The sequence below is a fragment of the Pseudomonas sp. S5D5 genome (assembly GCF_003013355.1).
GTDB classification, from domain to species: Bacteria; Pseudomonadota; Gammaproteobacteria; order Pseudomonadales; family Pseudomonadaceae; genus Aquipseudomonas; species Aquipseudomonas aylmerensis.
The window spans coordinates 809,340-832,965 of sequence record NZ_PTEO01000001.1; the positions used below are offsets into that span (position 1 = coordinate 809,340).

The 23,626-nt window shown below is 61.2% G+C and carries 18 protein-coding genes; 11 read left to right on the forward strand and 7 right to left on the reverse strand.

The annotated features are described in order from the left end of the window. Positions 1-65: 65 nt before the first annotated feature. Positions 66-1,304 (reverse strand): MFS transporter, encoded by a 1,239-nt coding sequence (locus tag C9990_RS03915; RefSeq protein ID WP_065910183.1) that lies wholly within the window; start codon positions 1,302-1,304, stop codon positions 66-68. A gap of 317 nt (positions 1,305-1,621) precedes the next feature. Between C9990_RS03915 and C9990_RS03920 the strand changes: the two genes are divergently transcribed. The 3 genes from C9990_RS03920 to C9990_RS03930 are packed head-to-tail and all read left to right on the forward strand — an operon-like array spanning position 1,622 to position 4,250. Then, positions 1,622-3,061 carry a cytochrome ubiquinol oxidase subunit I gene (locus C9990_RS03920; RefSeq protein ID WP_065910184.1) on the forward strand — a complete coding sequence of 480 codons (1,440 nt, stop codon included), beginning with the start codon at positions 1,622-1,624 and terminating at the stop codon, positions 3,059-3,061. 1 nt (position 3,062) lies between these two features. Continuing rightward, the gene (cydB, locus tag C9990_RS03925; RefSeq protein WP_065910185.1) at positions 3,063-4,070 is read left to right on the forward strand and encodes a cytochrome d ubiquinol oxidase subunit II; all 1,008 of its coding nucleotides are present in this window, start codon (positions 3,063-3,065) and stop codon (positions 4,068-4,070) included. Positions 4,071-4,082: 12 nt separating this feature from the next. Continuing rightward, entirely contained in the window at positions 4,083-4,250 is a 168-nt protein-coding gene (locus C9990_RS03930) for a DUF2474 domain-containing protein (RefSeq protein WP_010206690.1), read from the forward strand. Positions 4,251-4,315: 65 nt separating this feature from the next. Here C9990_RS03930 and C9990_RS03935 read toward each other — a convergent pair whose 3' ends face one another. Continuing rightward, positions 4,316-5,440, reverse strand: a complete 1,125-nt coding sequence (locus C9990_RS03935; RefSeq protein WP_106802577.1) for a class I SAM-dependent methyltransferase — start codon at positions 5,438-5,440, stop codon at positions 4,316-4,318. A 161-nt stretch (positions 5,441-5,601) separates the two neighbouring features. Then, positions 5,602-6,312, reverse strand: coding sequence for a LuxR family transcriptional regulator (locus C9990_RS03940; RefSeq protein WP_106802578.1), 711 nt, complete (start codon positions 6,310-6,312; stop codon positions 5,602-5,604). Positions 6,313-6,691: 379 nt separating this feature from the next. Here C9990_RS03940 and C9990_RS03945 point away from each other — a divergent pair, with 379 nt between their 5' ends. Beyond that, entirely contained in the window at positions 6,692-7,468 is a 777-nt protein-coding gene (locus tag C9990_RS03945) for a ferredoxin--NADP reductase (protein ID WP_106802579.1), read from the forward strand. A gap of 46 nt (positions 7,469-7,514) precedes the next feature. On the opposite strand, the gene mscL is transcribed toward C9990_RS03945, so the two are convergent. Then, the gene (gene mscL / locus C9990_RS03950; RefSeq protein WP_065910193.1) at positions 7,515-7,931 is read right to left on the reverse strand and encodes a large-conductance mechanosensitive channel protein MscL; all 417 of its coding nucleotides are present in this window, start codon (positions 7,929-7,931) and stop codon (positions 7,515-7,517) included. Between the two features lie 287 nt (positions 7,932-8,218). On the opposite strand from mscL, the gene katB reads away from it, so the two are divergent. The 3 genes from katB (at position 8,219) to radA (ending at position 11,812) form a co-directional block, all read left to right on the forward strand. Further along, entirely contained in the window at positions 8,219-9,760 is a 1,542-nt protein-coding gene (gene katB / locus C9990_RS03955) for a catalase KatB (protein ID WP_106802580.1), read from the forward strand. A 100-nt stretch (positions 9,761-9,860) separates the two neighbouring features. After that, complete coding sequence (locus tag C9990_RS03960; protein ID WP_106802581.1) at positions 9,861-10,409, forward strand: ankyrin repeat domain-containing protein; 549 nt, start codon at positions 9,861-9,863, stop codon at positions 10,407-10,409. A gap of 35 nt (positions 10,410-10,444) precedes the next feature. Then, positions 10,445-11,812 carry a DNA repair protein RadA gene (radA, locus tag C9990_RS03965; RefSeq protein ID WP_053137919.1) on the forward strand — a complete coding sequence of 456 codons (1,368 nt, stop codon included), beginning with the start codon at positions 10,445-10,447 and terminating at the stop codon, positions 11,810-11,812. 114 nt (positions 11,813-11,926) lie between these two features. Here the strand turns inward: radA and C9990_RS03970 are convergent, their stop codons facing one another. Continuing rightward, complete coding sequence (locus C9990_RS03970; RefSeq protein ID WP_106802582.1) at positions 11,927-12,295, reverse strand: PilZ domain-containing protein; 369 nt, start codon at positions 12,293-12,295, stop codon at positions 11,927-11,929. A 174-nt stretch (positions 12,296-12,469) separates the two neighbouring features. Here C9990_RS03970 and C9990_RS03975 point away from each other — a divergent pair, with 174 nt between their 5' ends. The 3 genes from C9990_RS03975 (at position 12,470) to yjiA (ending at position 15,865) form a co-directional block, all read left to right on the forward strand. Then, positions 12,470-14,536 (forward strand): carbon starvation CstA family protein, encoded by a 2,067-nt coding sequence (locus tag C9990_RS03975; protein ID WP_065910199.1) that lies wholly within the window; start codon positions 12,470-12,472, stop codon positions 14,534-14,536. Positions 14,537-14,551: 15 nt separating this feature from the next. Beyond that, complete coding sequence (locus C9990_RS03980; RefSeq protein WP_106802583.1) at positions 14,552-14,749, forward strand: YbdD/YjiX family protein; 198 nt, start codon at positions 14,552-14,554, stop codon at positions 14,747-14,749. 156 nt (positions 14,750-14,905) lie between these two features. Continuing rightward, entirely contained in the window at positions 14,906-15,865 is a 960-nt protein-coding gene (yjiA, locus tag C9990_RS03985; RefSeq protein ID WP_106802584.1) for a GTPase, read from the forward strand. Positions 15,866-16,024: 159 nt separating this feature from the next. Here the strand turns inward: yjiA and glyA are convergent, their stop codons facing one another. Both glyA and C9990_RS03995 read right to left on the reverse strand, forming a co-directional pair. Then, positions 16,025-17,278, reverse strand: coding sequence for a serine hydroxymethyltransferase (glyA, locus tag C9990_RS03990; protein WP_065910203.1), 1,254 nt, complete (start codon positions 17,276-17,278; stop codon positions 16,025-16,027). Positions 17,279-17,519: 241 nt separating this feature from the next. Further along, complete coding sequence (locus C9990_RS03995; RefSeq protein ID WP_065910205.1) at positions 17,520-21,371, reverse strand: bifunctional diguanylate cyclase/phosphodiesterase; 3,852 nt, start codon at positions 21,369-21,371, stop codon at positions 17,520-17,522. 285 nt (positions 21,372-21,656) lie between these two features. Here C9990_RS03995 and ettA point away from each other — a divergent pair, with 285 nt between their 5' ends. Then, a complete protein-coding gene (ettA, locus tag C9990_RS04000; RefSeq protein WP_025859215.1) occupies positions 21,657-23,321 on the forward strand; it encodes an energy-dependent translational throttle protein EttA in 1,665 nt (554 codons plus the stop codon). Positions 23,322-23,626 lie beyond the last annotated feature (305 nt).

A 23,626-nucleotide genomic window follows, 5' to 3' on the forward strand; every position in this document is an offset into this window, starting at 1 on the left:
TATAGTGGCTGAGACACCGCCATCGCAGGCAAGCCAGCGCCGACATTGACGGTTTTTCAACCGGCTTATGGCTTGGTTTCCTCCACCGGCACATGCATGCGGTCGCGGTTGGCCAGGGTCGGGAACAGTTTGATCCAGGTCCCCGTCACCACCAGCGTTCCGATCCCGCCCATGACCACGGCGGGCACGGTGCCGAACCAGTGGGCGGTGATGCCCGATTCGAACTCGCCCAGTTGATTCGATGCGCCGATGAACAGGCCGTTGACGGCACTCACGCGACCGCGCATTTCATCCGGGGTTTCCAGCTGCACGAAGGAGGCGCGGATCACCATGCTGATCATGTCCGCCGCGCCCAGGACCACCAGCACTGCCAGCGAGAACCAGAACGAAGTGGACAGGCCGAACGCGATGGTCGCCACGCCGAATACGCCGACGGCAGTGAACATCACGCGGCCCACATGCCGATCCACCGAAAACCGTGCCAGCCACAGCGACATCAACAGCGCGCCTACTGCTGGTGCCGAGCGCAGCAGGCCCAGGCCCCAGGCGCCGGTCAGCAGGATGTCCTTGGCGAACACCGGCAGCAACGCGGTGGCGCCGCCCAGCAGCACGGCAAACAGGTCCAGGGAAATCGCCCCGAGAATGTCCGGGCGGCTGCGGATAAAACGGATGCCGGCCAGCAGCGAATCGAGGGTGGCCTTGCCCTTGTTGAGCGGGGTCTGGCGGGCGGGCAGGTTGAGGGTCAGCACACAGGCAATCAGGTACAGCGCCACGGTAGGGCCATACACCCACACACTGCCAAACGCGTAGAGCAAACCGCCGAGGGCCGGTGCGACGATGGTCGCCAGTTGCTGGGCCGATTGCGACGAGGCTACGGCGCGCGGGAACAGTGCGCTGGGCACGATGCTCGGCAGCAGAGCCTGGGTGGTGGGCATTTCAAAGGAGCGCGCGGCGCCGAGCAGGAAGGCGAGGATAAAGATCATCTCGCGGGTCACGTTGCCGGTCAGGCCACCGATGGCCAGGGACAGGGCGATCAACGCCTGCACGGTCTGGCAGATGGCGGCGACCTTGCGCCGCTCATAGCGGTCGGCCACATGCCCGGTGTGCAGCATGAACAGCACGCGCGGTACGAACTCGACCAGCCCGACCAGGCCCAGGTCCAGCACATTGCCGGTCAGCTGGTAGAGGTTCCAGCCGATGGCCACGGTGAGCATCTGAAAACCGCTGGCGGTAAAGATCCGTGCCAGCCAGAACGCGATGAAAGGGCGGTGGTGACGCAACAGCAACGCGGGTTCACTAGGCATCGGGAATTCTGGTCAGGGCCGGGGGAGGGCCGAGATTATCATCAAGTTGTAACAGATGGTTGCAGGAACTGCGCTGAGGCAGTCTGTCACGCGGCAAAAGACCACACAGTTCAATCCTCAAAATGGGACTACTCTTTCAGCAATGCTTGATCCAGATCAATGTCCGCCCGGGCATCGGTCTGGCGGCCGCAAGGCCAGATTCCCTGCGTGGTTGGTTAAAAAAAGAAACGAATTGAAATTCGCCAGACTCCATATCCGTGGGGGCAGTGGGTGCAGGCTCCCGCCAGCAGCCGGTATTACCTGACAGAGGAAGACTTATGTTCGGTTTGGAGGCGCTAGATCTCGCCCGAATTCAATTCGCATTCACCATCTCGTTCCACATCCTGTTCCCGGCGATCACCATCGGCCTGGCCAGTTACCTTGCGGTGCTGGAAGGCTTGTGGCTCAAGACCCATAACGACACCTACCGTGACCTCTACCATTTCTGGTCGAAGATCTTTGCCGTCAACTTCGGCATGGGCGTGGTCTCCGGCCTGGTGATGGCCTACCAGTTCGGCACCAACTGGAGCCGTTTCTCGGACTTCGCCGGCGCCGTCACCGGCCCGCTGCTGACGTATGAAGTGCTCACGGCGTTCTTCCTCGAAGCCGGTTTCCTCGGCGTGATGCTGTTCGGCTGGAACAAGGTGGGGCGCAAGCTGCACTTTTTCTCCACGGTGATGGTGGCTGTCGGTACATTGATCTCGACGTTCTGGATTCTCGCCTCCAACAGCTGGATGCAGACGCCGCAGGGCTTTGAAATCATCGACGGCCGCGTGATCCCCACCGATTGGCTGGCGGTGATCTTCAACCCGTCCTTCCCCTACCGCCTGATGCACATGGCCACGGCGGCCTTCGTGGCCACGGCGTTCTTCGTCGGCTCCTCGGCGGCCTGGCATTTGCTGCGCGGCAAGGACAACCCGGCGATCCGCACCATGTTGTCGATGGCGATGTGGATGGCGCTGATCGTCGCGCCGATCCAGGCAGTGATCGGTGACTTCCATGGCCTCAATACCCTCAAGCATCAACCGGCGAAAATCGCTGCGATTGAAGGCCACTGGGAGAATATCGGCAACGAACCGACGCCGCTGATCCTGTTCGGCTGGCCGGACATGAAGGCCGAGAAAACCAAGTACGCGGTCGAGATTCCCTATCTGGGCAGCCTGATCCTGACCCACTCCCTGGATAAGCAGGTACCGGCGCTCAAGGAGTTTCCGCCTGAGGATCGCCCCAATTCGACCATTGTGTTCTGGTCGTTCCGGGTCATGGTCGGCCTGGGCTTCCTGATGATCTTCACCGGGCTGTTCAGCCTGTGGCTGCGCCGTGGCGACAAGATGTACACGTCCAAGCCGTTCCTGTACCTGGCGCTGTGGATGGGCCCGTCCGGGCTGATCGCGATTCTCGCCGGTTGGTTCACCACCGAAATCGGCCGTCAGCCGTGGGTCGTCTACGGCTTGATGCGCACGGCGGATGCGTCCTCCGGGCATAGCCTGGCGCAGATGACCATTACCCTGGTGTTGTTCGTGGTGGTGTATTTCGCGCTGTTCGGCGCGGGCCTGGGCTACATGATGCGCCTGGTGCGCAAGGGCCCTGTGACCCACGAAGGCACCGAGCCGACCCACGGTGGTCCTGGCCAGAAACGCACACCGGCCCGTCCGTTGTCTGCCGCCGATGATGGCAGCGATGACGACCACGCCCACATCCAGCACAAGGGGAATTGAGATGGGTATTGATCTTCCGCTGATCTGGGCCGTGATCATCATTTTCGGCATCATGATGTACGTGGTCATGGACGGCTTCGACCTGGGTATCGGCATTCTCTTTCCGTTTATCCCCGGCAAAGTCGACCGTGACGTGATGATGAACACCGTGGCCCCGGTCTGGGACGGCAATGAAACCTGGCTGGTACTTGGCGGCGCGGCGTTGTTCGGCGCGTTCCCGCTGGCCTATTCGGTGGTGCTCTCCGCGTTGTACCTGCCGCTGATCCTGATGCTGATCGGGCTGATATTCCGGGGCGTGGCCTTCGAGTTCCGCTTCAAGGCCAAGGACCACAAGCGTCACCTGTGGGACAAGGCCTTCATCGGTGGCTCGCTGGCCGCGACGTTCTTCCAGGGCGTGGCGCTGGGCGCCTTTATCGACGGCATCCCGGTGGTGGATCGCCAGTTTGCCGGCGGCTCGCTGGACTGGCTGACACCGTTCACGATGTTCTGCGGTGTGGCGCTGATCGTGGCCTATGCCTTGCTCGGCTGCACCTGGCTGATCATGAAGACCGAAGGCAAGTTGCAGGAGCAGATGCACAACCTGGCGCGGCCGCTGGCGTTCGTGGTGCTGGCGGTGATCGGTATCGTCAGCCTGTGGACGCCGCTGGCGCACCCGGAAATCGCTTCGCGCTGGTTCACCCTGCCGAACCTGTTCTGGTTCCTGCCGGTGCCGATCCTGGTGTTGGTGACCATGTACGGCCTGATCCGTGCGGTGGCGCGTAATGCGCACTACACGCCGTTCCTGCTCACGCTGGTGCTGATCTTCCTCGGCTACAGCGGCCTGGGGATCAGCCTGTGGCCGAACATCATCCCGCCGTCGGTCTCGATCTGGGATGCCGCCGCACCGCCGCAGAGCCAGGGCTTCATGCTGGTCGGCACGTTGTTCATCATCCCGTTCATCCTGGGCTACACCTTCTGGAGCTACTACGTGTTCCGCGGCAAGGTCACCCACGAAGACGGTTATCACTAGGAGGGGCGTTTAATGTCCGGCAAGCCTTCGTTGCACGAGATTGAACAGGCCGAGAAACAGCCGCTGTGGCGGCGCCTGGGTTGGTTGGCGATGATCTGGACCGGCAGCGTGCTGGCCCTGTTTGTCGTGGCCAGCCTGATGCGCATGTTCATGAATGCGGCGGGCCTGACCACCCACTGACATCCCGATCCGGGCCTTGCGGCCCGGCTTTCAACCCTGCCCATCGCGAGATCGGCAGGGTTTTTTTATTTGCGCGCCTTGAGGATCACGAATTTCGGGGTCGCAGCCACTTGCTCGACACCCCGGAACAGCCGCGCCAACTTGCTGTGGTAACCCAGATGACGGTTGCCGACTATATAAAGGGCGCCGCCGACCACCAGTGCCTCGCGCGCCTGCTGGAACATGCGCCAGGCCAGGAAGTCACCCACCACCTGCTGCTGGTGAAACGGCGGGTTGCACAGCACCACATCCAGGGACTGCGGTTCCTGGCCAGCGAGGCCATCACCGGCGCGGACGTTGACGTCGCGCTCGCCGAGGGCGGCGCGCCAGTTCTCCAGCGCCGACTGCACGGCCATGTAGGACTCGTCCACCAAGGTGTACTGCGCGTCAGGGTTTTGCAGTGCGCTGGCGATGGCCAATACGCCATTGCCGCAGCCCAGGTCTGCGACGCGGGCACTGCCGAGGTTTTTCGGCAGGTGTGGCAGGAAAGCGCGGGTGCCGATGTCCAGGCTTTCGCGGCAGAACACGTTGGCGTGGTTCAGCAGTTCAATCGCCGGGGCATCCACGGTGTAGCGGGTGGGGTAGGGCGAGACCGCTGTCGGACGCTCCGCAACGGTGGCGATCAACAGCCGGGCTTTCTTGACGGCCAGCGAGGCGTGCATCGGGCCGATATAACGCTCAAGCATTTCCCCGGCCGCGCGTGGCAGGTGCTTGACCATCGCCCCGGCGATCACTTCGGCGCCCGGCGCCAGTTGACCCTGCAGGCGGATCAGTTGCTCTTCCAGCAAGGCGAGGGTCTTGGGTACACGGATCAGCACGCGATCGAAGGGCCCCGCTGGCAGCTGGCTGGCGGGGATGAACGGCACCGCATCGAAGGCCTTGGCGTTGCGCACCAGGTTTTTCCCGAGGCCCTGGGCCGCGAGGAAAGAGTCGCCGCTGGAAGTCACTTGCACCTGGCCTTCAAGGCTGGCGGCCAAGGCGCCGAAGCTGTCATTGAGTACCAAAACGCGGGTCGCGGCGCCGGGTTGCTGTTCGGCCAGGTAGCTGAGGAGGTACTCGTCGGCCGCGTCGAAGGCTTGCAGCGGATCGTTATGCTGTTCTGGCTGGCGAATCAGATCGAGCTGGGCGAAGGGCGTGTCGAGCAGGGGCATGGCGGGGAGGCTCTGGGTAATCGATGGGCGTTGGACAGTGGCCTGCACAACGGTCTGAGTGAACGGCGGGCAGGACCCCGGCAGGGTCGCTCAGCACTCAGACATTTGCCGCAAATGTTACTTTTTTTCAGGGGGGATTACATGCGTAGTTTCAGTCGCGCTTAAAACAACCCCGCTTTCGAAGCGCAGAGCACGGCGGCAATCTTGTTGTTGACGCCCAGCTTCTTGAAGCAACTGCAAATATGAAAGCCTACCGTGCGTTCGGACAGGCACAGGATGGTGGCGATATCCGCGGCGGTCTTGCCCATGGCCGACCACTTGAGGATTTCGGTTTCCCGTGGGGTCAGTTTGCTCGCAGGGCTGCTCGTTGCGGTGTCGGTGTAGGTCTGTGCTACGACCGTGTGGAGCGCATGGCAGAGCCAGAGTACCTGGCCGGCCTTTTCATACAATTCTTCCGGACTGACCGCACCTTTGCCGCGGCCCAGGGTGAGCATGCTGAACACGCCCTGGAAATCATGCACGGCTTGAGTCCAGCCCAGGTTCACGCCACATGTCTGGGCCAGGGACCAGAGGGAGGGGGAATCCTTGAAAGTTTTTTCCTCCCAGACCAGGGGCAATACACAAGTTTTGCAATGTTTAACGACCGGATCAACTTCAAAGAAGCGGGCCTGGTTATACAGTTTGTTCCATTCCTCCGGATAGTTGTTGATGCAAATGGGCTTCGCCTGAGTGTCAGGTCGTTGCGAAGTCATGGTAAATGAGCAGTACTGAAAGCCGAGTGCGTAGGTGTGATTGACGGCTAGGTCAAAAAGACTGGTGGTTTCGCTCTCGCCTTCCAGCTTGGGAAGTCTTGAATTACGCCAGTTAACCATTGGTGAATCTCCATGAGGTTCTGCGCGACTGGGGATACGTCCTGGACTCCCTACGCCGCAGGAAATGAGTGTAGGACATGGCCTGCAAGGCAAGATGAAAATTTGGTTATTGACGGGCGGTGCTTGAGATTTTTTATTCGATTATTGCAACTCATTCCCAGCGCTGAATAAATTTCTTGCGGTTTTTTAGTGGGTTGAAGATTGTGTCACGCGCAAGTTGTGGTGCGTTTGTAACGTCGGGAAAGGGCTTAATAGCCAATTGATTAGTGATGCTGTTAGATAGCCACCCTTGCGTGCGCATGGGATTCCACTACAAACCACCGGTGTTTCCGCGCGCGACTTTGAGGGACACTAGGGCTCCTGTAGAACGGAGCCTCCCATGACGGCCAGTGCTGAGAAATTTACCCGCCAGACCTTGCTCGATGTGCAATCGCTGACCCCCAGCCTGTTTACGCTGCGCACCACACGCGACCCGGGATTCCGCTTCACGGCGGGTCAGTTCGTACGTCTGGGGGTGACCAAGGCCGACGGCAGCACGGTGTGGCGTGCCTATTCCGTGGTGTCTTCGCCGTTCGATGAGCACCTGGATTTCTTCTCGATTGTGGTGCCTGGCGGGGAATTCACCAGTGAACTGAGCCGCCTGCGAGTGGGCGATACCCTGATGGTCGAGCGCCAGGCCACGGGTTTCCTGACGTTGAACCGTTTTGTCGATGGCCGTGATTTGTGGATGTTGGGGACCGGTACCGGGGTGGCGCCGTTTTTGTCGATCCTGCAGGATTTCGAAGTCTGGGAGAAATTCGAGCGGATCATCCTGGTGTACAGCGCGCGTGAGGCCAAGGAGCTGGCCTATCAGGCGCTGATCGCCGAACTGGGCGAGCGTGAGTACCTCGCCGAGTACGCGCACAAACTGACCTACCTTCCGATCGTGACCCGCGAGCCGCATCCCGGCGCCTTGAACGCGCGCATTACCACGCTGATCGAAAACGGCGAGTTGGAGCGCGCGGCCGGGGTCGAGCTGACGCCTGAGCATTCCCGTGTACTGATTTGCGGCAACCCGCAGATGGTCGATGACACTCGCCAGTTGCTCAAGCAGCGCGACCTGCAATTGAGCTTGAGCCGGCGCCCGGGCCAGGTGGCAGTGGAAAATTACTGGTAATAAAAAAGGCGCCTGCAACAGGCGCCTCTGACACAGCCCTTATCGGTCAAAGCGGCTTGTCGTTCTGTGCCTTGAGCAGGTCACGGATCTCGCCCAGCAAGACCTCTTCCTTGGTAGGCGTCGGCGGCAGGCTTGGTGCCACGGCCTCTTCACGTTTCAGGCGATTGATCGCCTTTACGCCCATGAAGATCGCAAACGCAACGATCAGGAAGTCGACCACGCTCTGGATGAACTTGCCATAGGCCAGTACCACCGCGGGGACGTCACCCTGCGCAGCCTTGAGCGTTATCGCCAGATCACCGAAGTCCACGCCGCCGATCAACAGGCCCAGTGGCGGCATCACCACGTCGCCTACAAACGAGGAAACAATTTTGCCGAAGGCGGCGCCGATGATAATACCGACGGCCATATCGACCACATTACCTTTGACCGCGAAGGCCTTGAACTCACTGATCACGCCCATAGGTTATTCCTTGTTACAGATGAGAAGGGTGGAACCCAGTGTAAGTCAGTCATAGCGGGCTTGCCTGACACAACCGTTAACACTGTTAGTTTTTATCGACACATTAAATCGCAAATAGTTTGCAAAGTGCCACCAATCGCGCGCGAAATACTCGCCAAATCAGTGGCTTACCACACTATTTTTTCAATCGGGTTAGTGCGGCTTTTCTATTTATCTTCTGGTGCTCGGGTCACTAGCCTCTGGCAAGCACAACTGAATGTGCATCAAAAAAACCAGAGGACACCTCGATGAAGAACTCAATGAGTCGCCGGCCTCTATCGGCGCGATATGCGCTGGTAGTCGCGACCGCCAGCCTGCTTTCGCTGTCAGTGCAAGCCGCCAACCTGACCCGCGACAACGGCGCTGCCGTTGGCGACAACCAGAACTCGCAGACCGCCGGCGCCAATGGCCCGGTGCTGCTGCAGGACGTGCAGTTGATCCAGAAACTGCAACGCTTTGACCGCGAGCGCATCCCCGAGCGCGTCGTGCATGCCCGTGGCACGGGCGCCCACGGCACCTTCACGGTGACCGACAACCTCAGCGACCTGAGTAAGGCCAAGGTCTTCGCCGCCGGCGAAAGTACCCCGGTGTTCGTGCGTTTTTCCTCTGTGGTGCACGGCAACCACTCCCCGGAAACCCTGCGCGACCCGCGCGGTTTCGCCACCAAGTTCTACACCGCCGAGGGCAATTGGGACCTGGTGGGCAATAACTTCCCGACGTTCTTTATCCGCGATGCCATCAAGTTCCCGGACATGGTCCACGCCTTCAAGCCGGACCCGCGCACCAACCTGGATGACGATTCCCGCCGCTTCGACTTCTTCTCCCATGTGCCAGAGTCCACGCGCACGCTGACCGAGCTATATTCCGACTCGGGCACCCCGGCCAGCTACCGGGAAATGGACGGCAATGGCGTGCACGCCTACAAGCTGATCAACGCCAAGGGCGAAGTGCACTACGTCAAGTTCCACTGGAAGAGCCAGCAGGGCCTCAAGAACCTTGATCCCAAGCAGGTCGTCGACGTGCAGGGCCGTGACTACAGCCACATGACCCATGACCTGGTCACCCATATCAACAAAGGGGATTTCCCCAAGTGGGACCTGTACGTGCAGGTGCTCAAGCCTGAAGACCTGGCCAAGTTCGATTTCGACCCGCTGGACGCCACCAAGATCTGGCCGGGCGTACCGGAGCGCAAAGTCGGGCAGATGGTGCTGAACCGCAACCCGGCCAATGTCTTCCAGGAAACCGAGCAGGTGGCCATGGCCCCGTCCAACCTGGTGCCGGGCATCGAGCCGTCAGAGGACCGCCTGCTGCAAGGCCGGGTGTTCTCCTACGCTGACACACAGATGTACCGCCTGGGCGCCAATGCCCTGCAATTGCCGATCAACGCGCCACGGGTCACCGTCAACAACGGCAACCAGGACGGCGCAATGAATGCCGGCAAGACCTCCACGGGCGTGAACTACCAGCCAAGCCGCCTGCTGCCACGTGAAGAGCCGCAAGCCGCGCGCTACAGCCAGTCGGCCCTGTCGGGCAGCACCCAGCAGGCGAAGATCCAGCGTGAGCAGAACTTCAAGCAAGCCGGCGACCTGTATCGCTCCTACAGCAAGAAAGAGCGCCAGGACCTGATCGAGAACTTCGGCGGCTCCCTGGCCACCACCGATGACGAGAGCAAGCACATCATCCTGTCGTTCCTCTACAAGGCCGACCCGGAGTACGGCACGGGTGTGGCCAAAGTTGCCAAGGGTGACCTGGCACGCGTGAAGGCGCTGGCGGAAAAACTCACCGACTAACCACGCGCCCCCCTTAGGCGACGGCTTGCCGGCGATGGCGTAATCAACGCCGCCATCACCGGCAAACCGGCGCCTGCAGGGTTACGCAGAGGATTAAATGATGCGTACCTTCTTATGGGCTCTGCTGGCCTGCTGGTCGCTGAACGTGTTGGCCGAGCAGCCCGCCGCCAATGATCCCGTCGCGCTCCAGGCGCAGCTGCAGGATTACTATTTCGACGCTGCCCGCCGTGGCGACCTCGACATGCTCGACACCTTTATCGATTCCGGCTACAGCCTCAACACCCAGGATGAAAAGGGCTACACCGCGCTGATCCTGGCGGCCTACCACGGCGAAAGCGCCTACGTGGAGCGCCTGCTCGCGGCCGGCGCCGATGCCTGCGTGCAGGACAAACGTGGCAATACCGCGTTGATGGGCGCGATCTTCAAGGGTGAGCTGAAAATTGCCCAGCGCCTGCTGGCCACCGACTGCAACCCCGATCAACGCAACGGCGCCGGGCAGACGGCGGCCATGTATGCCGGGCTGTTCAAGCGCGTCGAGTTGCTGGATGCATTGAAAGCCAAGGGCGCCAACCTCGACGCCGAAGACCCGGTCGGCAACAGTGCTTCACGATTGGCCAGCGGTGAAATCCGGACCCCGGCGTCGCGCTGAGCTATCATCGCGGTTTTTCGGTTGGAGGTTCTCAAATGGCAAAGGCCAAGCGCATGTACGGCTGCACCGAGTGCGGCGCGACCTTTCCCAAGTGGGCCGGCCAGTGCACCGAGTGCGGTGCGTGGAACACCCTGACGGAAACCATGATCGAAAGCGGCGGCGCAGCAGCCCCCACCGGCCGCGCCGGCTGGACTGGGCAGCAGGCACAGATCAAGACCCTGGCCGAAGTCAGCGTCGAGGAAATCCCGCGTTTCTCCACGGCGTCCGGCGAGCTCGACCGCGTACTCGGCGGCGGCCTGGTGGATGGCTCGGTGGTGCTGATCGGCGGTGACCCGGGCATCGGCAAATCCACCATTCTGTTGCAAACCCTGTGCAGTATCGCCAGCCGCATGCCGGCGCTGTACGTCACGGGTGAAGAATCCCAGCAGCAAGTGGCCATGCGCGCCCGCCGCCTTGGGTTGCCCCAGGACCAATTGCGGGTCATGACCGAAACCTGCATCGAAAGCATCATCGCCACGGCCCGCATCGAAAAACCCAAGGTCATGGTGATCGACTCGATCCAGACGATTTTCACCGAGCAACTGCAATCAGCGCCGGGCGGTGTATCCCAGGTGCGCGAAAGTGCGGCGCTGCTGGTGCGTTATGCCAAGCAGAGCGGCACGGCGATCTTCCTGGTCGGCCACGTGACCAAGGAAGGCGCCCTGGCCGGGCCACGGGTGTTGGAGCACATGGTCGATACCGTGCTGTATTTCGAAGGCGAATCCGACGGTCGCCTGCGCTTGCTGCGAGCAGTGAAAAACCGCTTCGGCGCGGTGAATGAGCTGGGCGTGTTCGCCATGACTGACCGCGGGCTGAAAGAAGTCTCCAACCCATCGGCGATTTTTCTGACCCGTGCCCAGGAAGAAGTTCCTGGCAGCGTGGTGATGGCCACGTGGGAAGGCACTCGACCGATGCTGGTCGAAGTCCAGGCCTTGGTGGATGACAGCCACCTGGCCAACCCCCGTCGCGTCACGCTCGGCCTGGACCAGAACCGCCTGGCGATGCTGCTGGCGGTCTTGCACCGTCATGGCGGCATTCCGACTCACGACCAGGACGTGTTCCTCAACGTGGTCGGTGGGGTCAAGGTACTGGAGACGGCGTCCGACCTGGCGTTGATGGCGGCCGTGATGTCGAGCCTGCGCAATCGGCCATTGCCCCATGACCTGCTGGTGTTTGGTGAAGTCGGCCTGTCGGGCGAGGTCCGCCCGGTGCCCAGTGGCCAGGAGCGTTTGAAGGAGGCCGCCAAGCACGGCTTCAAGCGCGCCATCGTGCCCAAGGGCAATGCCCCGAAGGAGATGCCGCCAGGATTGCAGGTGATCGGCGTGACCCGCCTGGAACAGGCGTTGGATGCGTTGTTCGAGTAAGCACTGACCCCACTGGCAACCCTGTTCAATGTAGGAGCTGGCTTGCCTGCGATAGCGGTGGATCAGCTCGCACATCATTAGCAGGCACTCCGTTATGCAGGTCTGCACGAACGGTCAGGTTTCCAGCAGTGCCGCCAACTCGCGGTGCAGTTCCTCCTCATCACCGAGGTTCAACTCGATCAGCCGCCGCAGGTGGCTGATCGAATCCAGGTCAATGTGCTCACACACAAACCCCAACTGCCCGTGATCGTCATGGGCCAGCCTGACCTGCATCTTTATATGCGCCTGTGGATCGAGGCGAATCTCGACGTCGAACGGCTCTGCGCGATTGCCCCGCCAGTCATCAGGGCGTTGCACCAACAAACCTTTGAGCGACAAATCCACCAGTTGCACCGGCCAATTCCAGCCGGCCTGTGCAATGGTGGTCCTGGCATCGAAGGCAATACGCCGGAAACGGCGGCGATCTGACGGCTGTTCACTCATGGTCAAACCCTCTGTGGATAAGGGGATTGTAGCCCTGCGCCATCATTGGGCTTTTATTTGTGCTTTTTTTGCCGTTGCAAGGCTCTAGACCAATGTAGGGGGGTGGTCTTTGAGGCCAACAGCGCTAAACTCGGGATGGCTGTCCTTTCTGTCCACCCTGGCTGGAATATAAAAATGAAAAATAATAATAGCCTGCTACGCCACCTACCCTGGCTGGTGCTGGCAATTGTAGGAGCGTGCGCCCTGGGCGTAGTGGCCTTGCGCCGCGGCGAGGCGATCAACGCCTTGTGGATTGTGGTCGCTGCTGTGGCCATCTACCTGGTTGCATACCGTTACTACAGTCTGTTCATCGCTAACAACGTGATGCAACTCGATCCACGGCGGGCCACCCCCGCAGTGCTCAACAACGATGGTCTGGACTATGTGCCGACCAACAAACACATCCTTTTCGGTCACCACTTTGCGGCGATTGCCGGTGCAGGTCCGCTGGTCGGCCCGGTATTGGCGGCGCAAATGGGCTATCTGCCGGGCACCCTGTGGCTGATTGCCGGGGTGGTGCTGGCCGGTGCGGTGCAGGACTTCATGGTCCTGTTCCTGTCCACCCGTCGCAACGGCCGTTCCCTGGGGGATATGGTTCGCGAAGAGATGGGCCGCATTCCGGGGACTATCGCGCTGTTCGGCTGCTTCCTGATCATGATCATCATCCTCGCGGTGCTGGCGCTGATCGTGGTCAAGGCCCTGGCCGAGAGCCCATGGGGCATCTTCACGGTCATGGCGACCATCCCGATCGCGATGTTCATGGGCGTATACATGCGCTACATCCGCCCGGGCCGCATCGGTGAAATCTCGATCATCGGCGTGCTGTTGCTGCTGGGTTCGATCTGGCTGGGCGGGCAGATTGCCGCTGACCCGACCTGGGCCAAAGCCTTCACCTTCACCGGGATCCAGATCACCTGGATGCTGATCGGCTACGGTTTCGTCGCGGCGGTACTGCCGGTATGGCTGATCCTGGCGCCGCGTGACTACCTCTCCACGTTCCTCAAGATCGGCACCATCATTGCCCTGGCGATCGGCATCCTGGTCACCATGCCAGAGCTGAAAATGCCGGCCCTGACCCAGTTCATCGACGGCACCGGCCCAGTGTGGAAGGGCGGCCTGTTCCCGTTCCTGTTCATCACCATCGCCTGTGGCGCGGTCTCGGGTTTCCACGCGCTGATTTCCTCGGGCACCACGCCCAAGCTGCTGGATAACGAAGTCAACGCCCGTTACATCGGCTACGGCGCGATGTTGATGGAGTCGTTCGTGGCCATCATGGCCATGGTCGCGGCTTCCGTGATTGAGCCTGGCGTGTACTTCGCCATGAACAGCCCGGCCGCTGTGGTCGGCGGTGACGTGATGACCGTGGCGCAAACCGTCAGCAGCTGGGGCTTTGCGATAACGCCTGAGGCATTGCAGGCCGTGGCCCATGACATCGGCGAGACCACCATCCTGGCGCGTGCCGGCGGTGCACCGACGCTGGCCGTGGGTATCGCGCAGATCCTGCACAGTGTGCTGCCGGGTGAAAACACCATGGCGTTCTGGTACCACTTTGCGATCCTGTTCGAGGCGTTGTTCATCCTTACGGCAGTCGACGCCGGCACCCGTGCCGGTCGCTTCATGCTGCAGGACCTGCTGGGTTCGTTCGTGCCGTCGCTCAAGCGCACCGAGTCGTGGACAGCCAACCTGATTGCCACCGCCGGTTGTGTGGCGATGTGGGGGTACCTGCTGTACCAGGGCGTGATCGACCCACTGGGCGGCATCAACACCTTGTGGCCGCTGTTCGGTATCTCCAACCAGATGCTGGCGGGTATCGCGCTGATGCTGGCGACCGTTGTACTGATCAAAATGAAACGCCAACGCTACATCTGGGTGACCATGCTGCCGGCCGTATGGCTGCTGATCTGCACCACCACCGCAGGCTTCATCAAGCTGTTCGACGCCAACCCGGCGATCGGCTTCCTGTCGCTGGCGAAGAAGTACAGTGATGCGCTGGCCAACGGCCAGATCCTGGCCCCGGCCAAGAGCGTCGATCAGATGCAGCACGTGATCTGGAACGCCTACACCAACGCAACGCTGACAGCACTGTTCCTGTTCGTGGTATTCAGCATCCTGTTCTATGCGCTCAAGGTCGGCGTCGCCGCCTGGGGCAACAAGGAACGTACGGATAAAGAAGCCCCGTTCCAGGCCGTACCGGACGCGTAAACGAGGATTGCAGCCATGTTCAATGACATCAGTCGCCTCGGTAAATACCTCGGTCAGGCCGCGCGCCTGATGGTCGGCATGCCCGACTACGACACCTACGTCGAGCATATGCAAACCAAACACCCGAACAAACCGGTGATGGACTACAAGGCGTTCTTCCGGGAACGCCAGGAAGCCCGTTACGGTGGCAAGGGTGGGCCCAAGTGCTGCTAACCCGGTACCCGGGTTGGCGGTGACTCCATGTGGGAGCGGGCTTGCTCGCGAAGGCGGTCTGTCAGTTGATGCATACTTCGACTGATACACCGCCTTCGCGAGCAAGCCCGCTCCCACATTTGTTTTGTGTTCTTTCAGTTATCAGGAGAACTGTCTTTGTCCTCTCCCATCCCCGTCACCGTCCTCAGCGGCTTCCTCGGCGCCGGCAAGACCACCTTGCTGCGCCATCTGCTCAAGGCCGAGCACGGCTTGAAAATCGCCGTGATCGAAAACGAATTCAGTGACGCCGGAATCGATACCCAGCTGTTGGGTACAGAACCGGTGCAAGTCATGACCCTGTCCAACGGCTGCGTGTGCTGCACCATCCACACCGACCTGACCAAAGCCCTGTACCTGCTGCTGGAACGCCTGGACAGCGGCGAGATCGCCTTCGACCGCCTGGTGATCGAGTGCACCGGCCTGGCCGATCCGGCGCCGGTGGCGCAGACCTTTTTTATCGATGAAGAACTGCGCGAGCGCTACATCCTCGACGGCATCATCACCCTGGTGGACGCGGCGCATGCCGAGCACCACCTGACCCAGACCATCGCCCAGGCCCAGATCGGTTTTGCCGACCGCCTGCTGGTGAGCAAGCGTGACCTGGTGGACGACGCCACCTTCGAGGCCCTCAGCGAGCGCCTGACCCGCATCAATCGCCGCGCGCCGATTCGTGTGGTGGACCATGGCGCCATCGACCTGGCCGAGTTGCTCGATGTCCGCGGCTTCAACCTCAACGCCGGCATGAGCCTGCGCCCGGTGAGTGCGGCGCCGTCCATCGACCGTATCTCCAGCCTGGTGCTGCGCACCGAGCAGCCGCTGGATATCGACCGCCTCAGTGAGTTCATGAATGAACTGCTGGAAGACCACGGCAAGCAGCTGCTGCGCTACAAGGGCGTGCTGAACATTGCCGGAGAGGACCGGCGCATGGTGTTCCAAGGCGTACTGAAGCTCTACGGGTTCGATTGGGACACCGAGTGGGCCGAGGGCGAGGCGCGCGAGAGTGTGATTGTGTTTATTGCCGATGAGTTGCCCGAAGACAAAATCCGCGAAGGGTTTGCACGGGTTTACCAATCCTGATCGTTCCCACGCTCTGCGTGGGAATGCGGGTCAGGACGCTCCGCGTCCCAAAGCGTGACGCAGAGCGTCACAAGAGGCATTCCCACGCGGAGCGTGGGAACGATCAGCCACAAAAAAGCCCGGCTCTTGAGCCGGGCTTTTTCATTCAAGCAACTGCAATCAAGCGCCGTAGACCGGCAGCTTCTTGCAGATGGCCTTGACCTTCTCACGGACCGCGTCGATCACGGCTTCGTTGTTCAGGTCTGCCAGGATGTCGCAGATCCAGCCGGCCAGTTCCTTGCACTCTGCTTCTTTAAAGCCACGAGTGGTCACAGCCGGAGTACCGAAGCGCAGGCCGGAGGTGACGAACGGCGAACGTGGGTCGTTCGGTACGGAGTTTTTGTTCACGGTGATGAAGGCTTTGCCCAGGGCAGCATCAGCATCTTTACCGGAGATGTCCTGCTTGATCAGCGACAGCAGGAACAGGTGGTTCTCAGTACCGCCGGAAACCACGTCGAAGCCGCGTTCGATAAACACGCTGGCCATGGTCTGGGCGTTCTTCACCACTTGTTGCTGGTAAGTCTTGAACTCAGGCTGCAGGGCTTCCTTGAAGCAGATCGCTTTAGCTGCGATCACGTGCTCCAGCGGGCCACCCTGGGCACCCGGGAAGACGGCGGAGTTCAGCTTCTTCTCGATGTCGGCGTTGGCGCGCGCCAGGATCAGGCCGCCACGTGGACCGCGCAGGGTCTTGTGCGTGGTGGTGGTCACGACGTCAGCGTAAGGCACTGGGTTCGGGTAGACGCCAGCGGCGACCAGACCGGCTACGTGAGCCATGTCGACGAACAGGTAGGCGCCGACTTTGTCAGCGATCTCACGGAAGCGTGGGAAATCCAGGATCTGCGAGTAGGCAGAGAAACCGGCCACGATCATTTTTGGCTTGTGCTCGACCGCCAGGCGCTCGACTTCGTCGTAGTCGATCAGGCCGTTGGCATCGATACCGTATTGAACGGCGTTGTACAGCTTGCCCGAGGAGGAAACGCTGGCGCCGTGGGTCAGGTGACCGCCGTGGGCCAGGCTCATGCCCAGGATGGTGTCGCCGCCTTGCAGCAGGGCCAGGTACACGGCGCTGTTGGCTTGGGAGCCGGCGTGTGGCTGGACGTTGGCGTAATCGGCGCCGAACAGTTCCTTGGCACGGTCGATGGCCAATTGCTCAACCACGTCGACGTACTCGCAACCGCCGTAGTAGCGCTTGCCTGGGTAGCCTTCGGCGTACTTGTTGGTCAGAACCGAGCCTTGAGCCTCCATCACCGCAGGGCTGGTGTAGTTTTCCGAAGCGATCAGCTCAATGTGCTCTTCCTGGCGCACGGCTTCTTGCTCCATGGCGGCGAAGAGATCGGCGTCGTACTTGGCAATAGTCAAATCACGGCTGAACATGGCGGTCCTCAAGGATCGGGGGCAGAAAAGGAGGGCATTCTAACCCAATGGGTTTTAGATGGCATATGAAAGGACATCATGTCGCGGACAAGCGGGGCTCATCTGGGGATAGGTGGTGTTTGTTCGGGCCCCTTCGCGAGCAAGCCCGCTCCCACATTCAATCGGGTTCCTTCAGGTGGAATACGGTCGAATGTGGGAGCGGGCTTGCTCGCGAAGAGGCCATCCGCATCACCTGAGGATTTCAGTCGAACATGAACAGCGCATCATTGCTGAATTGCGCCTCGAACCGATTCGCCGGCATCGGCCGCCCGAACAGGTAGCCCTGCACCTCGTCACAGCCGTGCTCACGCAGGAAATCCAGTTGCTCATGGGTTTCCACGCCCTCGGCGATCACCGCCAGGTTCAGGCTGTGGGCCATGGCAATAATGGCGCGGGCGATTTGCGCGTCCTGCTCGCCGGACGGCAGGCCATCGACGAAGGTACGGTCGATTTTCAACACGTCGATGGGAAATTGCTTGAGGTAGTTGAGCGACGAATAGCCAGTACCGAAGTCGTCTACCGCAATGCTCAGGCCGAGGTTTTTCAGGCTGTCGAGGATGTGCATGGCTTCGTTGACTTCGCGCATCAGGATACTTTCGGTCAGCTCCAGCTCCAGGCACGCCGGCGGCAGGCCGGTGTCCTTGAGGATGGTGGCGATGCGCGTGCCCAGTTGGCCGTCGGAGAACTGCCGCGCGGAGATGTTCACCGAGACTTTCGGCACGCGGACCTTGTTCTGGTGCCAGGTCTTGAGCTGGCGGCACGCCTCGCTGATCACCCAGTCGCCCACGTCGACCACCAGGCCCAATTCCTCCAGCACCGGGATGAAGTCGCCCGGTGGCACCAGCCCGCGACGCGGATGGCGCCAGCGCAGCAGGGCCTCGGCGCCGGTCAGGCGTTTGCCGTCGCCGCTGAACTGCGGCTGGTAATAGAGTACGAATTCGTTCTGGTCCAGCGCATGGCGCAGATCGCTTTCCAGCTCCAGGCGCTCCAGGGCGCTGGCGTTCATGTCGGCCTGGTAGAACTGGAAGTTGTTTTTGCCGCGTTCCTTGGCGTGATACATCGCCGTGTCGGCGTTCTTCATCAGTTGGCTCAGTTCGTTGCCGTCCTGCGGGCTCAAGGCGATGCCGATACTCGCGGTCACGAAGAACTCGCGGCCTTCCAGCACGAACGGCTTGACCAGGCTGGCGAGGATCTGCTCGGCCACGTGGATCGCGCGGTTCAGCGCCATTTCGCGGTTGACCCGTGGTTGCAGGAGCAAGGTGAACTCGTCGCCGCCCATGCGTGCCACGGTGTCGTCTTCGGCCACGCAGCCGAGCAGGCGGGTCGCCATTTCCTTGAGCATGCGGTCGCCGGCGGCGTGGCCCAGGGAGTCGTTGATCGGTTTGAAGCGGTCGAGGTCGAGGAACATCAACACCACCCACGACTTCTGCCGCTCGGCCGACTGCAGCGCAGTGTGCAGGCGGTCCTGGAACAGCGTGCGGTTGGGCAGGTGGGTCAGGGCGTCGTAGTAGGCCAGGCGGTGGATACGCTGTTCGCTGGCCTTGCGCTCGCTGATGTCACTGAAGAAGCACACGTAGCTGGCCAGGTCGCCTTCGTCGTCGAACACCGCCGTGATGCCGACCCAGGCCGGGTAATGCTCGCCGTTACGGCGCTTGAGCCAGACTTCGCCTTCCCAGGTGCTGTGCTGGTGCAGTTGCTTGAGCACGTAGCGCAGGTGGGCTTCCTGTTGCTCGTCGACGGTGAGCATGTTCGGCAACTGATCGAGGACATCCGTCACCGCGTAGCCGCTGACCCGGCTGAACGCCTCGTTGGCCTGCACGATATAGCCGGCCGGGTCGGTGATCAGGATCGCCGAGGTGGAGTGCTCGAATACCGTGGCCGCCATGCGCAGGTCTTTTTCGGCGCGGCGTTGCTGGCTGATATCACGGCCCACGCCGAGGATGCCCTCGAAGGCGCCGTGCTCGTCCCAGACCAGCACCAGGCGCAGTTCGATCGGCACTTTGCGACCGTCGGCGCGCAGGCAGTCGAACAGGAACAGCTGGGTCTGTATTTCATCACGCAGGCGGTTCAGCGCCTCGGGATCGCCCAGCGCGCGGCTGACCTGTTCCACCAGGCTGTAGATGCCGGTCAATTGCTGCGGGTTGGCGATGATCGATTGCCAGCCGTTCTTGAACACCCATTCCACGTCGTAACCGAGCACGGCATTGACCGACGGGCTGATGTAGTTGAGGGCCAACTGGCTGTCGGTGGAGCAGATCACGTCGCTGATGCTTTCGGCCAGCATGCGGTAGCGCTGTTCGCTGTCGCGCAGGGATTCGCTGGCTTCGATCTGGTCGGTGATGTCCTTGGCCACGCCGATGATGCGCGTGACCAGCGCGGTCTTGTCCCGAGCCAGGGCCTGCTCGCGGATATCAAAGCGTCGCCACTGGTTATTGCGATGGCGAAAGCGCAGCTGGCATTGCAGTTGGGTGGTGTAGCCGATCTCGCGTTGTTGCTGGCGCAAGTCGTGGTAATGCTCGGCGTCCTCGGGGTGCAGCAGGATTTCCCAGAAGTACTCGCCCATTTGCTGCAGTTCGGCCTTGTTGTAGCCGAGGGTATGGCCCAGGTGGTGGTTGCTGAAAATCATGCGCTGGCTGATCACATCCTGCACATAGAGGTGGTCGGGCACGGTGCGCACTACGTCCGACCAAAAGCTTTCGCGCTCCACCAGCGACAGTTCGATCAGCTTGCGGCTGGTGATATCGCTGATGCTGAGGATCACTGCCTTGAAATCATCCTGTTGCTCGGGCAGGCGCATCACCAGCCACAGGTATTGCTCGTTGCCGGCCACGTCCTTGAGCTGGATTTCCAGCTCCAGCTGGTGCTGTTGGGTGAGCACGGCCTCGAGTATCTGGTAGCCGATGGAGGTGGCGTTGCGCGGGCAATCATCGACCAGCCGCTCCCAGGCTTCTTCGCAGGAGCCGACATTCAACAGGCGCACCGCGACCTGGTTGACCTCGGTGATGCGCAGTTCCTTGAGCAGTTGCTGGCGTTCGAGCGGGTTGTCCTGCAGCCAGGCCTTGAGCTGTTCGCGGGTCTGCAGCTGTGCCCGGTCGAAGCAGGCATTCAGGCCCGACAGGTCAAGCACGCACAAGGCCACGCCGGTGCCTTCGAAAATATCCTGGTAGCGCCGCCGGCCCTCATGCACCTGGCGCTGGCGGCGGCGCATGTTCAGCAGCACGATCACCGGGATCAGGGAAAACGCCAGGCCCAGCAGGCATTTGCCGATGAACGCCGGCAGCAGTTGTTCCAGCACGGCGGTGCGGTCGAACAGCCCGCGCAATTGCCAGTCGCTTTTGCTCAGGGGCGTGACCAGCACGCTTTTATTCAATTCGTCGGGGGTGAGGGCGCTGGCCCACTGGGCCGGCATGCCGCTGTCGCGACTGATGACACGGTGGTTGATGCGGTTCTCGATGGCCCACATGGGGCGCTGGCCCTGGCCGTCCTGGCGGGTGAGGCTGGTCAGGTAATTGGGTGCCAGGCGCAGCACCCAGTACATCCTGGAACCGCCGCTGGGCTGGTGCAGCAATAGATAGATGATGGCGCCGTCGTTGTTGTTGCTCAGGTAGTAGGACTGGGCGTGGCTGCGCTGCACCAGTTCTTCTAGCCAGGGGCCGTCCTGGCTGTCGTTGGCGCTGTCGCTGATCATCGCGCCGCTGGGGGCGAGCAGGGCGATGCTGCGCAGTTCCGGCAGCGAACGTTGCAGGGTGCGCATCAATGCCTGTTGCTGTTCGCTGTCGCGCGGTGGCTCGACCATCGGCAGCAGGTTCAGGGCGATTTTTGCGCTCAGGCCCATATTCAGGCTGATCTGCTCAGCCAGGTCGGCGCTGTAGTCGATGGTGTATTGCTGCTGGTTCTTCTGGTTCTGCTGCAACTGGTCCAGCAGTTGCCAGAACAATAATGCGAGCAACATGAGGACAAGCGTCGCCAACGCGCCTTTGAGGGTGCCGTGCAGGGGCGCTCCCGGCGCTATATGAGCGGCGCGCAGGGGAGTGGGCGGCGTGACTTTGGACAAGCTGTGATCCTGCGGTTTGGCTGGACTGGCGCGCGACGTGCACTATAAGCCGGACGCCCGGAGGGCGGCTAGCATGCCTTGACTTGTGGCAAAGTGCCAGCCCCGCCTGGCTGGACTGGCCCAGCGCATTCAGGTAGCTTTGCCGGTTACGCGGGGGCGTTCCAGCCCCAGACATTCAGGCTTTTTCCGCACGCAGGCATTGATTACCGTCAACGGCCCGCGCGGCGCATGGCCTGGCACGGGCTTCGCCCGCTCAATTCATCAGTCACTGACGCTAGGTTCACCATGGCTCAATACGTCTTCACCATGCATCGGCTGGGAAAAGTTGTTCCGCCGAAGCGGGAAATCCTGAAAAACATTTCGCTGTCCTTCTTCCCCGGCGCCAAGATCGGCGTGCTCGGCCTCAACGGTTCGGGTAAGTCCACGCTGCTGAAAATCATGGCCGGCGTCGACACCGAGTTCGAAGGCGAAGCCCGCCCGATGCCCGAGCTGAACATCGGCTACCTGCCGCAGGAGCCGCAGCTGGACCCGGCCAAGACCGTGCGTGAAGTGGTCGAAGAGGCCGTCAGCGTGATCAAGGACGCCCAGGCGCGCCTGGACGAGGTCTACGCCGCCTACGCCGAACCGGATGCCGACTTCGACAAGCTCGCCGCCGAACAGGCCAAGCTCGAAGCCATCCTGCAGGCCGGCGACGGTCACAACCTGGAGCGCCAGCTGGAAGTCGCCGCCGATGCGCTGCGCCTGCCGGCGTGGGACGCCAAGGTCGAACACCTGTCCGGTGGTGAGAAGCGCCGTGTGGCCCTGTGCCGCCTGCTGCTGTCGGCTCCCGACATGCTGCTGCTCGACGAACCGACCAACCACCTGGACGCCGATTCCGTCGCCTGGCTGGAACACTTCCTTCACGATTTCCCGGGCACCGTGGTTGCGATCACGCACGACCGGTACTTCCTGGACAACGTCGCCGGCTGGATCCTCGAGCTCGACCGTGGCGCCGGTATCCCTTACGAGGGCAACTACTCCGGTTGGCTGGAAGCCAAGTCCGACCGTCTGGCCGCCGAATCCAAGCAGCAATCGGCCCACGAAAAAGCCATGAAGGAAGAACTGGAGTGGGTGCGCAAAGGCGCCAAGGCCCGCCAGTCCAAATCCAAGGCACGTCTGCAACGCTTCGAAGAAATGCAATCGCAGGAATTCCAGAAGCGCAGCGAAACCAACGAGATCTACATCCCGGCTGGTCCGCGCCTGGGTGACAAGGTCATCGAGTTCAAGAACGTTTCCAAAGGCTATGGCGACCGCGTGCTGATCGACAACCTGTCGTTTTCGATGCCAAAAGGCGCGATCGTCGGCGTTATCGGTGGTAACGGTGCGGGTAAATCCACACTGTTCCGCATGCTGATGGGCAAGGAAACCCCGGACTCCGGCAGCATCGAGATCGGTGAAACCGTGCAATTGGCCTGCGTTGACCAGAGCCGCGACGACCTCGACGGCAGCAAGACGGTGTTCCAGCAGATTTCCGACGGTTCCGACCAGATCCGCATCGGCAACTATGAAATCCCGTCGCGTACCTACGTCGGTCGTTTCAACTTCAAGGGCGGCGACCAGCAGAAGTTCGTCAAGGACCTGTCCGGTGGTGAACGTGGTCGCTTGCACCTGGCCCTGACCCTGAAAGAGGGCGGCAACGTCCTGCTGCTCGACGAACCGTCCAACGACCTTGACGTTGAAACCCTGCGCTCCCTGGAAGAAGCCCTGCTGGACTTCCCGGGCGCCGCCATTGTGATCTCTCACGATCGGTGGTTCCTTGACCGCGTCGCGACCCACATCCTGGCGTACGAAGACGACTCCCAAGCGGTGTTCTTCGAAGGTAACTACACCGAGTACGAAGCCGACCGTAAAAAGCGTTTGGGCGATGCTGCTGCCCAGCCGCACCGTGTGCGTCACAAGAAACTGGCCTGATTCGGGTTGGTGGTTAAAAAGCGGAGCCTTCGGGCTCCGTTTTTTTTGCGTGTTACTCAGGCACACCGAGTTGAATTCATTCGCGAGCAAGCCCGCTCCCACATTCGACCGCATTCCAAAGTGGGAACACATGTCAAATGTGGGAGCTGGCTTGCCTGCGATAGCGGTTTAAAGGCTGGTGCATGCTTCAGGTTGAAATCCCTTTCTTGGTGCAAAAAAGCCGATTTATTTATATCCAATGCACCATTTAAATTCACAAAAGCGACATCTTGCGCTTTTCAGGTGCAGCATGAATTGCTAATGTC

Coding starts and splice junctions, on each gene's coding strand:
- mscL (WP_065910193.1), bottom strand. CDS start 7,931: ATGGGCGTGATCAGTGAGTTCAAGGCCTTCGCGGTCAAAGGTAATGTG.
- C9990_RS03980 (WP_106802583.1), top strand. CDS start 14,552: ATGTTCAATGACATCAGTCGCCTCGGTAAATACCTCGGTCAGGCCGCG.
- C9990_RS03945 (WP_106802579.1), top strand. CDS start 6,692: ATGACGGCCAGTGCTGAGAAATTTACCCGCCAGACCTTGCTCGATGTG.
- katB (WP_106802580.1), top strand. CDS start 8,219: ATGAAGAACTCAATGAGTCGCCGGCCTCTATCGGCGCGATATGCGCTG.
- ettA (WP_025859215.1), top strand. CDS start 21,657: ATGGCTCAATACGTCTTCACCATGCATCGGCTGGGAAAAGTTGTTCCG.
- C9990_RS03920 (WP_065910184.1), top strand. CDS start 1,622: ATGTTCGGTTTGGAGGCGCTAGATCTCGCCCGAATTCAATTCGCATTC.
- C9990_RS03960 (WP_106802581.1), top strand. CDS start 9,861: ATGCGTACCTTCTTATGGGCTCTGCTGGCCTGCTGGTCGCTGAACGTG.
- C9990_RS03975 (WP_065910199.1), top strand. CDS start 12,470: ATGAAAAATAATAATAGCCTGCTACGCCACCTACCCTGGCTGGTGCTG.
- cydB (WP_065910185.1), top strand. CDS start 3,063: ATGGGTATTGATCTTCCGCTGATCTGGGCCGTGATCATCATTTTCGGC.
- glyA (WP_065910203.1), bottom strand. CDS start 17,278: ATGTTCAGCCGTGATTTGACTATTGCCAAGTACGACGCCGATCTCTTC.
- C9990_RS03935 (WP_106802577.1), bottom strand. CDS start 5,440: ATGCCCCTGCTCGACACGCCCTTCGCCCAGCTCGATCTGATTCGCCAG.
- C9990_RS03930 (WP_010206690.1), top strand. CDS start 4,083: ATGTCCGGCAAGCCTTCGTTGCACGAGATTGAACAGGCCGAGAAACAG.
- C9990_RS03970 (WP_106802582.1), bottom strand. CDS start 12,295: ATGAGTGAACAGCCGTCAGATCGCCGCCGTTTCCGGCGTATTGCCTTC.
- C9990_RS03915 (WP_065910183.1), bottom strand. CDS start 1,304: ATGCCTAGTGAACCCGCGTTGCTGTTGCGTCACCACCGCCCTTTCATC.
- C9990_RS03940 (WP_106802578.1), bottom strand. CDS start 6,312: ATGGTTAACTGGCGTAATTCAAGACTTCCCAAGCTGGAAGGCGAGAGC.
- radA (WP_053137919.1), top strand. CDS start 10,445: ATGGCAAAGGCCAAGCGCATGTACGGCTGCACCGAGTGCGGCGCGACC.